The sequence below is a fragment of the Aureispira anguillae genome, assembly GCF_026000115.1.
GTDB lineage: Bacteria > Bacteroidota > Bacteroidia > Chitinophagales > Saprospiraceae > Aureispira > Aureispira anguillae.
Window position 1 is genome coordinate 7,392,345 of sequence record NZ_AP026867.1, and the last position, 16,444, is coordinate 7,408,788.

Genomic DNA, 16,444 nt, shown 5'->3' on the forward strand with positions numbered 1-16,444 from the left:
TCTTATGAATAAATTATTATCTACCATCTTATTCTTCGTTGTTTTCTCTGGATTGACAATTGCTCAATCTTTTGAAGAGGACATGGCAAAAATGGAAGCGGCTTATCAGGGCGTTGATGATTTGTATTTGGAAATGGAGAATAGTATTTGGCAAGATCAGAAAATGGAAAAGCAACAAAATACCATCATTCAGAAAAAAGGAGCCTTGTATCTTTATAAAATGGATGAGGCAATCATGTTGATTAATACCAAATATATTTTGATGATTGACGAGGTAAGTAAAACAATCATTTATGATAAATGGACGGCTGAAAAAGCAGAAAATTTAGCGAAACAACACATTCCTGCAACGGCGGATATATTAAAACGATACCCCTCCGTTGTGTATCAGGGAACTGCCAAGCAACATAAAAATTATGTTTTAGAAAATAAAAATATACAGATGAGCAAAGTCGAAATCTCATTTGAGATTTCGACAGGTTTCATGCGTTTGGTTCGATATTATTACAATCCAGAATTGGTCGATAAAGAAATTTATACAGAGTTGAAAATGAAAAAAATTGACACCAATCCTTCTTTTGCTGCCTCTAATTTTTCTGAAAAACGATTTATAACCCAAGTCGGCAACCAGTTTAAAGGAGTTGGGAAGTACAGCAATTATGCTGTTCGAAGTGCTAACTAATTAAGTTTGATCTCTAATAAATAATCCGTTTGTTGATAGTGTAAACCATGAGCTAAAGAACAAACGATCAATAAATATAACACAAGTATGAAAACCTTAATAGCTCCCATTCGATTTATCATTGTGCTGTTGATAATAGGTATAGGGCTACCAACCCATGCTAAAGATATTGTCTACACTGGAATGAAAAATAAGGTGGACTTGGCCGTCTCTAAAGTAATTCATGTGGTAGATCCCAGGTATGGAGATCCAGGAGAAGGAGTAGATTATGTACGAAGATATACGGCTGTGCCAGCATTGGTTTATAATAGAAACCAAAAAACAGATATTGCAGGCAATGTTTGGTCTTATGAAATAGAATATGATTTATTGTACAATGATCCTGTTTTGATGCAAGGCATTGTAAAACAAGGAACTTTGTTTATTGAACACAATAACACAGAGGGAATTTATGAAGCTATAGGAATCCATGAAAGCGTAGTGGGGGATGTACAGCTAAAAATTAGAACCATAACTCCTGTTGGTAATGTTCCAGATGATATTCATTTGGAATTAAGACTGAAGGTAGAACGGTATGATTATCTAGATGATGCAGATCCCATTACCAAAAACGAGATGAGTTTGGTTAGCTTTGCTAATAATCAGGCTGAAATATCTTGGCAGGTTGTGGATGGAGCAGAGTATTATGAGGTAGAGTGGGTGTATTGGGATGCGCAACACAATACCACGACTTCTAATTTAGCTTCAACAGATTTAGAAACTGTTTTTGAAAAGGCGGTTGGTATCGAAACGAAATCCAATTCGTATCAATTTGATTTGTTTTATCCTGAGGGATTGGTTTATGTTAGGGTTCGTCCTGTTGGGCGTTATATTCGTGGTGTTAATGGAGATTATAACCATTTAAAATATGGTCCGTGGGTGCAAGGGGTAGATCCTAATACCAATAGTTTTGTTATTCTCCTTTTTCATGGATTTGAATCCGATAGAATTTGGCAAGTACAGCGAAGTTTTGCAGAAGATGCTAAGAGCAAACAAGTGGTGCAATACTTTGATGAGGGAATGAGAGGGAGACAAACCTTAACGAATTTAAGTAGCGATGATTTGACGATTGTAGCAGAAAATATCTATGATGCTGAAGGGCGTCCTTCTTTATCTACGTTGCCTGTTCCCGTTAAAAGTTTAATTGGAAAAAATCCCCTGCAATTTGGTGCAGGAACGGATGACCCAACAAGAGCAGAAGGCGGACTGATTTCAACCGCAGCCATTGATTACACGTATAAGGATTTTGATAAAATAGATCATGCAGACGCATTATCTAAAGTAGATGCTCAGGGTAAAAAGCATGTCAGTGCTATTTATTATAGCGCAGAAAATCCCTTTAATAATCACATCCATAGAGATTATATTCCAGATGCAGAAGATTTTCCCATTACGCAGGTGAAATTTCTAAATGATGCAACAGGACGAGTTGCTAGACAGTCTGGCGTAGGTGCTTTTTATCAATTGGGTTCCAATCATGAAACAAAATATTATTATGCAAATCCTAATCATAGTGAATTAAGAAGGTTATTCGGAAAGAACGTGGGAGATGAAAAGCATTACCGCAAAAATTATGTGGTAGATGCGAATGGCCAAATTTCGGTTAGTTATATCGATCAAGCAGGGCAAACGATTGCAACGGCTTTGGCAGGAAAAAGTCCTGATAATGTTAACACATTAACAAGTGAGCAGGGGAATACCAATACGATTGCTTCTTCTATTATGGGAAAAAATGTAGTGGATAGAACGGCTAAGACTAGCGTATTGTCTCATGCTATTTTTTGCGATGAAGCACCTAGAACGGATAAATTCTCTTATACGCTAACAGGGGATGGGATCTATATGCCAGGAGCTACGACATCGATTTGTATTGGTTGTGAATACGAAGTAAATATTAGTTTAATTGACGAAGGTGGAAATGCAATTCCTCTAAGCTTGATTGCTCCAACGAATACTGGAGGAGGCAATACCTCTCCACTTTACAATGGAATTACAACGCAAGTCATTAATGGGGAAATTGTCGTGCATTATAATAGTTTGTATGACAATACCTGCGTGCCAATTCCTACGGTCGAAGTGGATTTTGAAGCAGTCTTACAAAATGTCGGGAGTTATCAGCTTAAAAAAATCGTAAAGGTGGTAGAGCCTGATCCCAATCAATTAATTACTCACCTAGAAAATAGTGGAGTGTTAGCCGATAAGCAAACGTTTATCGATCAATATGTTGTTGATAATTGGGATCCCAATGAATGTGAATATTGTAATGATGCAATTCGACTAAGGCTTTGTGAACAAATTGCTAGTGCCGAATATCCAGGTTATGCAGATGCAAAAATTACAGATCCTGAGTACCAAATCTACTTTGATCGAGTACAATATTATTTGTTGAATACAAGTACTTACCCTGATTGCGATGATTTGCGTAGGATAGAGAGCTTGGCTGCTTCTTTAAAAACAGAATGCCATGCTAAGTTGGAATTGATGAAACAGCAAATCGCTCCTGCAGGAGATCCTACAACAGGATCACAAGGTTGCTTATATACTGAATTGGGATTTTGGGAACATGTTTACGATAATAGCAACCAACTTTCGTTAGAACGTTATGATGCTAATGGTCATGTGGTTACTGAAACCTTTAGCAGCAGAAGTGACTTTACTACCTTTATTCAAGATCAAAATAATTGGCAAGATCATTTTGTAGATCATCCAGATATTATATCAAAACACCCCGAATACTGTGCGTACGAAGTTGCTTGTATCAGTGAGGTTGCCTTAAAAAGTCGTCGTTTTGATTTTGAACTAGCGAGCCAAAAAACTTGGGCAGATGCCGTTAGTTTTGGAGCTAATTTGCAGACTCCACAAACGGTAACTACAGAGCAGTTTGCCTCAATTATAGCCATGGATCCGTTTTTTGTAGCTTATCCCAATTACTCTACGGATATGTCTAGCCGTTTGTCCAATTATTGTACCGATAATTATACCAATAATCCTCCTCATCCTACAGGGGTAAACGGTTGTGGTAGTGGTTGTTCAGATGTGATTTGTTATATTAATAACATCTTGGGAGATCCTGCGCAATATGTCTCTACTAATCATAGTACGACCATTAATTCTCCTGATATAACTCCTTTGTCTGACGAAGATAAGTGGATGTTTTTTAGAGGTATTTATGCGGCTGAAAAAGCGAAATTGCAACAGCACCTTATTGACCATACTACGGGGTGTAATACTGGTTTCCCTTATACAGGAACAACAACCTGTGAGCCTATTATTAGTGCGGATGATACGCAGGATTTTATGGATGACAATGGAGGAGGTGATCCTTCTGATTTGACAGATGTACAAGCAGTAGGAGCTAATGTAAACCAAGATAATTGTACGGCTATTTGTGAAGGCAATGCTCGACGTTGGGTCAACCAATTGTGCCCAGATTTGGAGGAAACAAATTCGCTAAATTATATACACCTAGTGAAAGAGTTTACAGATTTTTGTAAAGGGCATTGTGGAGCAGATGGAGATAATCCAATGGGCTATCTTTTTGAAGAATATTTAGACTCTACTTCTTCTACTTATGCTTTAGATCCTAATTTACCTACTTTTAATCAGGATTTAGCCAATGCACAAAACCGCTTGGATTGGTTGATGAATCATGTGCCATCTTATTGCGGTAATGATCTAGTTAATAATCGTTTGCCTGCTGAGGTAGATGTTGTTTTTGCTCATAAGACAGATGTTTATGAGTGGAGTAGTGTTTATTCTTCTGGAGGAGAAGAACTAGAACCTATGTGTAAAGACGATATTATATGTGCTTTTGATTTACTAAGACAAAGTAGTATTTTTCCAACTAAATATACAGATATTAATGCTAGTTGCCCTAGTTCTAATAACTTTTATATGCCATCACCCAATATATTAAGTTACTATTTTAGATATGTATTGCCAACACAATCTGCTCCTAATTGCAATGATTATACTAATGTTGATTTAGGCTATTTTGAGAGCTCTAGTTTTGTTCTTCAATATCTTTGTGAAGAGATAAAACAGCATAATTATTATATAAAATTCAAGACTGCTACTCCTTCCTCATTCTCTACGATGACTTTTTCATTGAAGGATATTCAAACAGGGGCAGCAATAGATCCATTAACAATACAAAGTATAGGAAATTATAATAGTACAACTAATACAATAAATCTTACAGTTAAAGAAAATTGCACATGGAATCCTCCTTTATATCTAGTTTCTAGTGCTGTAAATCAAACGATTAGTTGTTCTGATATGGTAGCGAGTTCTATCGGGGGAACACAGCAGATTGATGCAGAAGTTAAAATCATAACTAGTTTCGGTGAATTAGGAAATGTGTCTACTAATTGTACTAGTTGTAAAGGAGGATGGGGACTAAAAAAGAACCAATTAACCATCAACTTAGACACCGTCAGAATACAATGTGAAGAACAGCAACGAGCTGAATTAACCCGAAAGGCAGAAAGTGCCTATGATAAATATTTAGAAAAGAAATTAAAAATACTGACCAGTGGAGAATCCTGTATGGCATTCACAGAAAGCATGACCACAGAATATACCACAACAGAGCATCATTACACCTTGTATTATTACGATCAAGCAGGAAATTTGATTCAAACCATTCCACCTGCTGCCGTAGTTCCATTGCCAACCAATCACTTTGATGGGACAACAGCAGGTTCTACGAGAGGGACTTGGGACGGAACAGATCCTAGTCATGATTATGAAATGACAACAACCTATGCCTATAATACGTTAGGGCAAGTGGTCAAGCAGACCTCTCCAGATGGCGGAATGACGGAGTTTTGGTACGATTATGCGCAACGTTTGCGCTTCTCTCAAAATGCTAGACAACTAGCAGCAGGAGGGCAATATGCTTATACTAAATTTGATGCGCAAGGAAGAACGGTTGAAGTTGGGCGTTTAGATGGTCATGGAGTGCTTAGTGCTTGGGATCTAAATAAATCGACCTTCCCTGAAGCAACCTTAGCAGGAGTACACGAACGGATCATTACAGAATACGAAGAAGCAAGCTTTAGCCCAATTAGTCAAGATAATTTAAGAGGGCGAGTCGCTAGAACCTATAACGATCATATTGCTACTTATTATGATTATGATGTACATGGGAATGTAAAACGATTACACCACCAAATTAGCGGTTTAGGAGCTTCAGAAATCGCCTACGATTATGATCTAATCACGGGGAATGTAAAAGAAGTTGCCTTTATGAAAGGGACAAAAGACCAATTCTTTCATCGATATACCTATGATGCCGACAATCGATTAACACATACCCAGACCAGTAAGAATGGCTATATCTGGGACTTAGATGCCAAATATTTTTATTATGCGCATGGTCCTTTAGCAAGGGTAGAGTTGGGGCAAGATAAGGTACAAGGATTAGACTATGTATATAACCTTCAAGGATGGATTAAGGGCGTTAACAATACAACGAGTGAAAGTGATATGGGGCTAGATGGTTTTGTGGCAACTGGCATTGCAACTGGGAATACCATTCCTTCAATTGCCAATAAATGGTTTGGGAAGGATGAAGCAGCTTATTCTTTAGGTTATCATAGGGCAGATTATCAACCTATTGGTACAGGAACTAATCTAGGCATATTCGATCATTCTAATACAGCGGCATTTAATAATGATATAAAAGGAACGAATGCAACTAAGGGGCTCTACAATGGAAATATTGCTTTTATGATTAGCCATATTCCACAACTAGCGCAAGCGAATCCTTTGACCCATGCAACACAGGCAATGGTTTATCAATATGATGCCTTGCATCGTATCACGAATTCAGAATCTTATGCTTATGTTAACGGCTGGAATAAAAATGGTTTGAGTAATGCCTATCGGACGGAGTATACTTATGATGGAAATGGTAATCTTCAAACCCTTGATCGTCATACGCTAGAGAATAGTACGAGTACTTCGAAACATATTGATGCTTTAACGTACCATTATGGTAGTGGAAATTTAAAAAATAGATTAGAATCTATTACAGATCCTTCTGCGGTTACTGCAGGAATCAATGATGTAGGAGCTGCCTCTTATACTTATGATGAAATTGGGAATTTAAAAACGGATGGAAATAATACCATTGAATGGAATTTACAAAATAAAGTTTCTTCTGTAGACAATGCCAATTACGATATTATCTATACCTATGATGTTGGCGGCAATCGTTTAGGTAAATCCGTTACTCCTAAGGGAGGAACTAGTCCAACTCAAACAACTTTTTATGTTAGAGATGCTAGTGGGAATATTATGGGAACGTATATCGTAGAAAATAATACTAAAAAATTAGAGGAAACGCCGATTTACGGCTCAAGTCGTTTGGGAATTCATCAATATGATGTATCTTTAATGCCATTCAATGTACCTAGTATTACAGCACCTGAATTGATGAATTCAACTTTAGGAACAATACTTGGAGTAGATCAGGCAGGAAATGCAACTCGTGGAAACAAGTTTTACGAAATTAGTAATCATTTAGGGAATGTATTAGTGACAGTGAGTGATCAAAAGCTAGGTGAGGTGACGACTATCGGTCAAACTACAGCGGAAGCTTATAAAGCACAAGTGCAATCGGCTCAGGACTATTATCCATTTGGCTGGGAAATGCCTGGTAGATCGTTCAACTCGCAAAACTATCGCTTTGGCTTTAATGGGAAAGAAAATGACCGCCATTGGGGAGACCAATTGATCCAAGACTATGGCTTCCGTCTTTATAATCCTGCTATTGGGAAGTTTTTGTCTGTTGATCCTTTGAGTCAAGCATACCCGTTTTATACTCCGTATCAATTTGCAGGGAATAAGCCTATTTGGGCTGTCGATCTTGATGGCTTAGAGCCTCAAATAAAAACAAAAATTTTTTATGATTATGCCCCTTTACCTAATAATACTGCTCCTAGAGATATTCATGATTTTGGGAATACGAGACATGATGTGTCTGGAAGGACTTTGAAACCTCATCCTAAATCAGGGGAGAAAAGATTTTTTTCAATAAATTATAATAAAAAAAAGAATAAATTTGATGTTAAAGTTTACATTGAAGTTAGAATAAATGCTGGGTTAAATCCATCATGTACAATGTGTGATTTGAATGGGAGTAATCCAGGGTTATCAGAAGAAGTCTTAGCACATGAAGAAGGGCATGTGGAGCAATGGAAACGGGCTTATAATTCTAAGATAACAATAGAGTATAATGGTAAAAAATATAGTGGATTTATAGATGAAGTTATTACCAATGCTGAAAACGATATAAAGGCAGGTCTTCCTCAAAAATTTAAATCAGAGGAAGATATGAAAAAAGCTCAGAATAAATATGAAATAGGTGTTGGGCAGGTAATAAATAAAGCTCTAAACGCTATATTTGAGAGAAGAGAAGAGTTAATGGCTAAAGATCAGACTGGAAAACCAGATGCAGAGATAGATGCAAATAATTATGCTGATAAAGAACTGAAAAATAGTAGGAATGGAAAAGGTCTAGAGTATGCAAATGGAAAAAAGAGAGCTACTTACAGGGGGAAATCTGTAGATTTAGGAGTTAAAAAATAAAATAAAATGGATAAAATAAGGATTGTATTTTTTTTTTTATTAGTTGTCTTCTCTTCATGCTTTACAAGAAATAATATATTATTTAATGAAGATAGTTTTAACGTTAATATAGAAGAAGAGTTTATATTTATTCGAGCAGATTCTATTAATAAGCTTCTTGAATTAAAAAAGAAACCAGCTTTTTTAATGAATCCTTATTTTGATTATGATTGTCATGGTTTATGGCCAAGTATGAGGCATCAAACTTCTTTTAGAGTTAAAATAATTAATGCTGTAACAAATAAAAAAGCACTTGAATATATTGTAAATTTGGAATCATTGGAGTTAGATATATTACCCCTTCCTGATACAACAGAAATAATATCTATCCATAGAGTTAGAATACCATTTTGCAATTTTAGTTATAGAACTTTGGCTAAGTATAGATTGGAAGAACTAAAAAATTTAACTAAAGAAGATCTTCTTCCTCAACAAGACTAAGGTATTCCACCGAGAGAGTAGCGATCTAGTATTGCGCCAGTAGCTGAGAAGCTACCATTGCGCTAGTCGCTGCGTTCTGTCATGATTCTAGGTTTTGCATGTTCGGTTACATAGCGGTTCTCGTCCTTATAGCCTCGCTACTCGCTACGTTATAAGCACTCCACCGCCCTAGTATGTGTACCTTTTAGGAGCTGTCAGGCAGCGTATTTTTTCTGTTTGAAATAAAAAGTTGTAGCAAAATACTTGCATAGAAAAAGCCTCTTGGAGATGATCCCAAGGGGCTTTTTTATGTAGCTACCTATCGCAGCTCTGCTGCTTTCCTAGCTAGCACCGTGCCACTCCATCACAAGTGTTCTCTACACCAAATAGCCACAGGCTGTTTGCCCTTGGCGGGTATGTTTTGTTCATACTTACGGTACATACAGCCTGTCAGGACTTACGTTCACGTTTTTTCTATGCTTTTGTGCTTGAATAGCACAAGCTCTCTCATGCTAGTAGCTACATAATTTAATAGGAGCACCATTATTTTTATTCCGTTTTGCTTCCCCTTATTGGTTTAATTTTTTAAAACATCTAATAATCCAGCAAAAATACGTTCTAGTAAGGTGTATTCTTTCGTTCTAACAGCAACAACAGCGCCCATTTTTTGCTGCTTTGGAATGGAAAACCCATAGTTCGTGGTCCAATTTTGTGGAAGTTTTAGAATGATTTCATATTTATCTTCTGTAGGAATTCGAGCAACTTTATAGACGACAGCATCTAGTGTTCCATATTCTGTAGAAGGATAATTATTGAAATAGACCATGGCTTTTTGACCAAGCGAAATCTTACCAATACCTCGAGCTTCCATGGTTGCTTTTAGAAATGATTCTTTTTCTTGTATTAATGGAATTATTGTTATAAAAGGTGTTGCATTGGTCACTTGACTCCCTTCTTGAACGGCATTATTCATAACAATTGTTCCCGTAGAAGGAGCATATATAATATATTTTTCTTTCCATTGTTCAACAGCGGTTCTTAACGCCTCCTTTTTTTGTGCAAATGTCTTTTTTAAAGAAAAGAAAAGGTCGTGACGTTGTTTTTTTGATTCAGGAATCTGGACTTCTAATTGCTGTGTTCTTATACGATTAGAAATAATAGCAGCCTCCATTCTGTGAAGTTCTCGTTCACCTTGCAAATAGTTGTTCTCTTTTTGTTCAAATTCAGACTGGCTGATGGAGCCATTAGCGACCAATGTTTTATAACGATCGAGATCTTTTTCAATATTTTTTAATTCTTTTTCAAACACTTCTTTTTGCTTTTTTAAAGAAGTATTAAGAATTTTATTTTGGCTAATTTCTTTGCGAATTGCGCTTATTTTTTCATCTGTAATATCACTCTTATTGGCATCTTTTATTTGTAAATCAAGGAGTGAAAGTTCATGGTAGAGTGTGTTTAATTCGCCCAATTCCTTAGACAACAGCTCTGTATTAACGATTGATTGATTGGTTTGTTGTAGTAGGGTATCCAATTGTAAAACAGCATTCCAATCCGCTGTCGATTCAAGGACAAGAAGTGGGATGTTATATTGAACCGTGTCATTCTCCTGAACTAACAATGCATGTACCGTTCCCCCTCTTTGTGTATATACATCAACAGGAGGGTGATCAATATAAGTAGTTGCCTCAGCATTTAAAACATCAGGATAATGGATGGTAGCAGTTATGCCTAAAACAACAATAAGAAAAACGGCAATTACTGTAATTCCCCAATAGGTTAACCAACCAGGGGGATTTCCCATGGCTTGTTCTACTAATACAAATTCTGATGATGATGTGTTCTCTGGCATATTTATCCTACATTTGCTCCAACTTGTTCAACATCAAGCTGATTCTGAACCAATCTATAATATTCTCCCTTTTTATTTAAAAGGGTTGAATGAGTTCCTTGTTCAACAATTTTTCCATTATCTAGCACTACAATTTGATCTGCATTTATAATCGTACTCAAACGATGGGCAACAACAACAACTGTTTTAGAGGTTAAAAAGTGATTTAAACTTTCTACAATTTTGCGCTCATTGGTAGCGTCTAACGCATTTGTTGCCTCATCCAAGAACAGCACATCAGGATTTTTGTACACAGCTCTAGCAATTAAAATACGTTGTTTTTGCCCTTGAGAAATACCATTTCCTTGTGCACCAATCACTGTATTATAACCTAAAGGAAGGGTCTCTATTAAATCTCCAATGTTAGCAACTTCAATCGCATGATGTAGTTTTTGATAATCAATAGAAGTATCACTCTCTGCTATATTATGTGCAATAGTGTCCGAAAAAATAAATCCATCTTGCATTACCGTGCCACATAAACTTCTCCAGTATCGTTTATCAATAGATGACAATGGATTTTTTCCAACTAATATTTTCCCTTTTAAGGGTTCGTAAAAACCAAGTAATAGTTTCAATAAAGTTGTTTTTCCACTTCCACTTGCTCCCACAATTGCGGTTGTTTTGCCTTTGGGAATGGTTAAGTTGATATTTTGTAATATGGGGTTTGAAATGGGGGTGTATCCAAAGGATAAATTCTCTAATTCTAGATTAATCTGATCAGGCAATTGCTTAATGAGCTTAATATTTGATGCATTTTCATCTTCTTGAGATGTGATTTCGCCCATTCTTTCCAAACTAATTTTAGCATCTTGTGCAGAGTATACAAAACCTATAAATTGTTGGAAGGGGGCATTCAATTGTCCTACAATATACTGGACAGCAACCATCATCCCCAAGGTCATTTCTCCGTTAATAACAGCACTAGCAGCAATAAACGAAATTAGAATATCCTTAAGTCTAGAAAACAACAATCCTCCAAACTCTTGATATTGGCGCAAGGCTAACGATTTGGTTTGAACACTAAATAGTTTAGCTTGGATTTCAACCCATTTCCAACGTCTTTTCCGCTCACTTCCTTGTAGTTTTATCTCTTGAACGCCATTGATAATTTCATACAAGGTTTGTTGATTTTCAGATGACTGTTGAAACGCCATATAGTCCAATTCCTTTCGCCATTTTAAAAATCCCCAAATCCACAATAAATAGAGGGTAGAGAATGCAAAAAAGACAACAAATATAAGCCTATTGTACATAAATAGAATGACAGAAAAAACCATAACGGTAACAATAGAGAACAGCATGTTTAAAATAGATCCTGTCAAAAAGGATTCTACTCGATGATTATCACTAATTCTCTGGTATAAATCACCTATATTTTTAGTGTCAAAAAAGCCCAAGGGCAATTGCATCATTTTTGCCAAAAAATCAGCAATAAGATTTACATTGACTCGTCGTCCGATATTAAGCGCAATCCAAGATTGAATAAACTGTACAAAAACTTGACTAACCGACAAGACCAATTGAGCAATCAAGATCAACCAAACAAAACCTATATTTTGATTATTTACCCCAACATCAATCAGCGATTGTGTCAGAAAGGGAAGCATCAACTGAAAAATTAAGCCAACCATCATTCCCAATACAAATTGAAAAATCAATTGCTTATACGGCTTAAGGTACCCCAAAAGATACCTCCACTTAGAACGGTCTTCTTGTAGCCCCTCTTCTTGATAAAAAGCAGGGGTTGCTTCTAAGCCAAGTGCAATCCCTTTTTGCCCGTTGTTAAGCCATCCTTTTTCAAAAAAAGAACGTTTTAATTTTATCTTCCCTTCTGCTGGGTCAGCTACCCAAACATGCGTCTTAGAGATTTTATAGACAACAACAAAATGTCGCTGCTCCCAATAGGCAATACAGGGCAATGGAAACTGCAACAGCCCAGGTATTTCGCCTTCTTGTTCATAAGTTATTTTGACAGCAATGGTACGATAACCAATGCTCTCAGCAGCTTCCGTAATTCCCAATAAAGAAACACCTTCTCTTGTAATATAACACTTCTCTCGTAAATATTGCAAGGGCAGTGATTTGCCGTCTGATTGAGCAATCATTTTAAGACAAGTTGGACCACAGTCCATTGTATCTAACTGTTTATAGAATGGGAATTTTACAGGCATATTTATACGATAAAGATAATTCTAATGTTGAAACTAATAGTCTACTTCACGCTGACAAATGGAGTCATAACGATAGTTACCCTCTATTTGATACACTTCTCGTTGATCCAAGCAGGTCAATCGGAAAGCACATGCTTTGCAATTTTCAATGTTAGACTTAGGGATATTAAATTGTTCATGGTCTATGAATTGGATATGATTTCCATTCACGGCTAAGGTATCTCTAGAATAATGATATAAGTTATTTTCCTTGGAAATAAAAATAGCTTTAGGGCTGCTAAGGAATATAGGTTCATAGGATGTTTTATCGGCTTTTATTCTCTTTCTCTGGATAACTTTATACACGGAAAAGTAATTATCATATAGTGTTCTATCGTAAGCGTCAGAAATAGAAATCGTAATTCCAAAATGATAGATTCGCTTATTAATCCAATCAATTAATGCTTTGACACGATCTAAGGGAATGACCTCTTCAGGACAAATAACTCTTACATTCATGTAAGCAGTTCCATCTTTGATATAGTCATCCAAATAACTAAAATCGCTTAGGGCATCACTAGCTTTTGACAAACGAATATCCAGAATCTCTTTATGATAGGCATCAATATCTGGCGTAATAAAATTGGATAAATTTTCCTCTAGTTCTACATGCTCTTCAAGTTGCTCAAGTTGAACGTTAGAAATAACTCTAAGTTCGTATGTTCCTAAATTAATCAAGGCACTCTTTTGTTTGCCTTTGACAATATATATGGCTTCTTTTCTTTTCATATTCTTAAGGTAATAAAGCACGTTCTGTATATCGAACGCCTAAAGCTCTATTGCTAAATTTAGGTGAATAGATGGTCTTTTTGGCTCTTAGTTCATGGTTGTTTTTGGCATCTTCAAAATTCAATTTTTTAAACATTAGAGGAAGCCTTCCAGTATTGACTAAGTTGTTGTATTTTTTTACGATTTCTTCTTGGTTCATAATGACTATTTTAATACCAGTGAAGGGGTTATTTTTTTAGATTTTTTAAGCAACATTTTAAAAATTTGCTTATGTATAGAGGTACTTAAAAAAGAGGCATAATACTCAACTACTCCATCTGGATTAATTTCAAGAAAAACATAACCTCCATCTGTGCTTTTAATAATATCCATTGTGCACAGATCCAATTTAAAATGCTTACACAGTCGAATAACTTTTTCTTTTACCTTAGAATCTAAATGATACTCTTCATTCTTGATTTGATTGTTTCTATAAGCTTGTTTAATATCTGTAGTTGGAATGTCTCCACCTTCATAATATTGCTTGATACAGTATAATTCATCTCCTACCAGAATGCATTTCAGTTCATATTTTGATTCAATACGCTCTTGTAGAAAAGAAGGGAAGATCATCTCTTCTGTTACACTTTGAGTATAGTCCAAATCTACAGCTGTTGTTTTGATGCTCATGATTTCATCTTGTTCAAAGAGGTATCCTAGCCCACCTACAGGCTTAGTAATTGTCGCATCATGCTTTGCAATAAAGGAGTTTAAATCTGTCATAGAATTGGACAAAAACATGGATGGGCATCTCAGCCCAAATTCATTAGCTTTGATGGTTTGAAATGGCTTGTTTCTACAAACAATATCATAGTCGTTAACAATTGGTGTCCCTAAGTTTTGAGCAAAATGTAAAATTAAATCTCTTAGGTCATAAACTTCTTTTATCAACTGTTGTAGCGTAGGCTTAGGAACAATGTCTTTAAAGTTTCCAAATACTCTTCCTGATGATATAAAGTTGTTGCTAATGCGCCTTTGCCAAATCAATGTAAACTCACTCAAATAATGTGTTTTATCGTTTAGTTTAAATGCAATATCTTTCTCTGTGACGGTAATGGGTATATCATTTATTTTATTAGGCAATAAATCCTCTAAATTTATTCGAACAACCTCAATACCCTCTGCTTGGCAACACAATTGAGTTTTCTCAATTAATGTCTCTGTAAAATGTGTACTTAGGAATAAAAATTTCAAGTTGTTAATTTTTAAGGTGAACTAATAGACATTATCACGAACTGCGCAGCACTCATGAAATAATAGAGTTGTATAGTCGAAAAAGCAAGATTTTTTTGAAGGGCGAGGAAAAGCATGAGCAATAGCGAACCGAGCCCTGCGAGCTCATAAGCATTAGCGCACTAACTGCGAGGGCTTGTGCTAGTAGCACAAAGGATATAGCCCTCATAGCTGTAAGCTATGAAGTAGAGCATTTGACGAAGCCAATCAGAAAAAGATGTTTTTGTAGGCATACCATTTCATTATTTATTTCCTTTGGTCATGATATAGTTCATGAACTTCGTTTCGTGATAATGTCTAATATAGCCTCTTTATATAAAAATATCTTATCAGGTAATTGTTTGCAATACATTGCGGCATGCCCATCTTTAGCACCAAACTAAGCGGATTTATAATGAATATATTCTTAGATATTGTTCGTTACTTAACTAGTGGGGCTATTTTAGGGCACACAAAACATTACCCAATAAGATATTTCTTTTTAATAATGGCAAATAGCCTTTTTATTGAACTAATGTTTAATAAAAATCAATCAATTGTTTATTGATTGTCACTGTGGCTAGAAGTACCATTGTCATCATGGGAAGAAGTGCCATTGTCATCATGAATCGAAGTCCCATTATCATGATGATAAGAAGTACCGTTGTCGTCATGATAAGAATCTCCATTGTCTCCTTCATTCGAAAATTCTTCACGACCTCCTCTAAGGGCATTTAATTGGTCGGACTCAATAATTTCCGCATTTTTAAACAGATCTATTTTTTTCATCGTATTAATTTTTAATCTGTGTGAAATTGAAATAAAATTTTATAAAAAATAACAAACATTCTTTTAGCTAAAATTGTACTTGTTAATGTGGTGCAAATTTAGCTACCTTAACCAATGGAAACAAGACATAAAAACAACACTTTTATGATGTTTAAAATTGTTGTTTAAGGTTTAAAGGTTTGTTTAGTAGGTTTTTATAGTTGATGAATTAAACATATTCACCACCTCTGTTTTTATTTATGCGATTCTATGAATCGATTCATCCTCACGATCGATTAAGAGGCAATGAAATAATAAAAACAAACACACCTACGGTCTGATTTTAATCTTATGCATAGGTGTGTCCATGATTATTAATTACCTTTAGTTTCTTATTAGATTTCCATTGTCTGAATGGTCAGAATCTCCATTGTCTGCGTAATCAGAATCTCCTTGATCATGATGATTGGAATCTCCTGTGTCTGCATAGTCAGAATCCCCTTCGTCATTATAATCTGAGTCTCCCATGTCAGAAGAAATTGAACGTCCTCCAAGAACCATACTTAATTGATTTGAATTAATCGTTTCAGCATTCTGAAACAAATCCATTTTTTTCATAGTAATAAATTTTTTGTGAGTAAAATTGTGATACCTCTTTAAGTTCTATTGCAGCAGTTTTAGAATTAAACTAACAGCATAGAAAAGCATCCTTTTAGCTAAAATTATACGTATTAAAGTTGTATAAATTTAACGCCCTTACTTAATGAAAACAAGACTTTAAAATGGTGATTTTGTGGTATTCAAAATTATTGAATAGGA

The 16,444-nt window shown here is 35.6% G+C and carries 10 protein-coding genes; 3 read left to right on the forward strand and 7 right to left on the reverse strand.

The window, feature by feature from the left end:
* Window positions 1–4: 4 nt before the first annotated feature.
* From AsAng_RS28570 to AsAng_RS28580, 3 genes are all read left to right on the forward strand, one after another.
* Window positions 5–682 carry a hypothetical protein gene (locus AsAng_RS28570; protein WP_264790572.1) on the forward strand — a complete coding sequence of 226 codons (678 nt, stop codon included), beginning with the start codon at window positions 5–7 and terminating at the stop codon, window positions 680–682.
* 87 nt (window positions 683–769) lie between these two features.
* On the forward strand, window positions 770–8,317 hold the full coding sequence (locus tag AsAng_RS28575; RefSeq protein ID WP_264790573.1) for an RHS repeat domain-containing protein: 7,548 nt from the start codon (window positions 770–772) through the stop codon (window positions 8,315–8,317).
* Between the two features lie 6 nt (window positions 8,318–8,323).
* Window positions 8,324–8,797, forward strand: coding sequence for a hypothetical protein (locus AsAng_RS28580; RefSeq protein ID WP_264790574.1), 474 nt, complete (start codon window positions 8,324–8,326; stop codon window positions 8,795–8,797).
* Between the two features lie 556 nt (window positions 8,798–9,353).
* On the opposite strand, the gene AsAng_RS28585 is transcribed toward AsAng_RS28580, so the two are convergent.
* The 7 genes from AsAng_RS28585 to AsAng_RS28615 form a co-directional block, all read right to left on the reverse strand.
* Window positions 9,354–10,625 carry an HlyD family secretion protein gene (locus tag AsAng_RS28585; RefSeq protein WP_264790575.1) on the reverse strand — a complete coding sequence of 424 codons (1,272 nt, stop codon included), beginning with the start codon at window positions 10,623–10,625 and terminating at the stop codon, window positions 9,354–9,356.
* Window positions 10,626–10,627: 2 nt separating this feature from the next.
* Window positions 10,628–12,838 carry a peptidase domain-containing ABC transporter gene (locus AsAng_RS28590; protein ID WP_264790576.1) on the reverse strand — a complete coding sequence of 737 codons (2,211 nt, stop codon included), beginning with the start codon at window positions 12,836–12,838 and terminating at the stop codon, window positions 10,628–10,630.
* A gap of 33 nt (window positions 12,839–12,871) precedes the next feature.
* On the reverse strand, window positions 12,872–13,606 hold the full coding sequence (locus AsAng_RS28595; RefSeq protein WP_264790577.1) for a hypothetical protein: 735 nt from the start codon (window positions 13,604–13,606) through the stop codon (window positions 12,872–12,874).
* A 4-nt stretch (window positions 13,607–13,610) separates the two neighbouring features.
* The gene (locus AsAng_RS28600) at window positions 13,611–13,805 is read right to left on the reverse strand and encodes a hypothetical protein (protein ID WP_264790578.1); all 195 of its coding nucleotides are present in this window, start codon (window positions 13,803–13,805) and stop codon (window positions 13,611–13,613) included.
* 5 nt (window positions 13,806–13,810) lie between these two features.
* Window positions 13,811–14,839, reverse strand: a complete 1,029-nt coding sequence (locus AsAng_RS28605; protein WP_264790579.1) for an ATP-grasp domain-containing protein — start codon at window positions 14,837–14,839, stop codon at window positions 13,811–13,813.
* Window positions 14,840–15,418: 579 nt separating this feature from the next.
* A complete protein-coding gene (locus AsAng_RS28610; protein ID WP_264790580.1) occupies window positions 15,419–15,646 on the reverse strand; it encodes a hypothetical protein in 228 nt (75 codons plus the stop codon).
* Between the two features lie 363 nt (window positions 15,647–16,009).
* Entirely contained in the window at window positions 16,010–16,243 is a 234-nt protein-coding gene (locus AsAng_RS28615) for a hypothetical protein (protein ID WP_264790581.1), read from the reverse strand.
* Between the last annotated feature and the right edge of the window lie 201 nt (window positions 16,244–16,444).

Bases quoted from the DNA above. Each gene is read 5' to 3' on its own strand.
- AsAng_RS28570 (WP_264790572.1), top strand. From the start codon at position 5: ATGAATAAATTATTATCTACCATCTTATTCTTCGTTGTTTTCTCTGGA.
- AsAng_RS28575 (WP_264790573.1), top strand. From the start codon at position 770: ATGAAAACCTTAATAGCTCCCATTCGATTTATCATTGTGCTGTTGATA.
- AsAng_RS28580 (WP_264790574.1), top strand. From the start codon at position 8,324: ATGGATAAAATAAGGATTGTATTTTTTTTTTTATTAGTTGTCTTCTCT.
- AsAng_RS28585 (WP_264790575.1), bottom strand. From the start codon at position 10,625: ATGCCAGAGAACACATCATCATCAGAATTTGTATTAGTAGAACAAGCC.
- AsAng_RS28590 (WP_264790576.1), bottom strand. From the start codon at position 12,838: ATGCCTGTAAAATTCCCATTCTATAAACAGTTAGATACAATGGACTGT.
- AsAng_RS28595 (WP_264790577.1), bottom strand. From the start codon at position 13,606: ATGAAAAGAAAAGAAGCCATATATATTGTCAAAGGCAAACAAAAGAGT.
- AsAng_RS28600 (WP_264790578.1), bottom strand. From the start codon at position 13,805: ATGAACCAAGAAGAAATCGTAAAAAAATACAACAACTTAGTCAATACT.
- AsAng_RS28610 (WP_264790580.1), bottom strand. From the start codon at position 15,646: ATGAAAAAAATAGATCTGTTTAAAAATGCGGAAATTATTGAGTCCGAC.
- AsAng_RS28615 (WP_264790581.1), bottom strand. From the start codon at position 16,243: ATGAAAAAAATGGATTTGTTTCAGAATGCTGAAACGATTAATTCAAAT.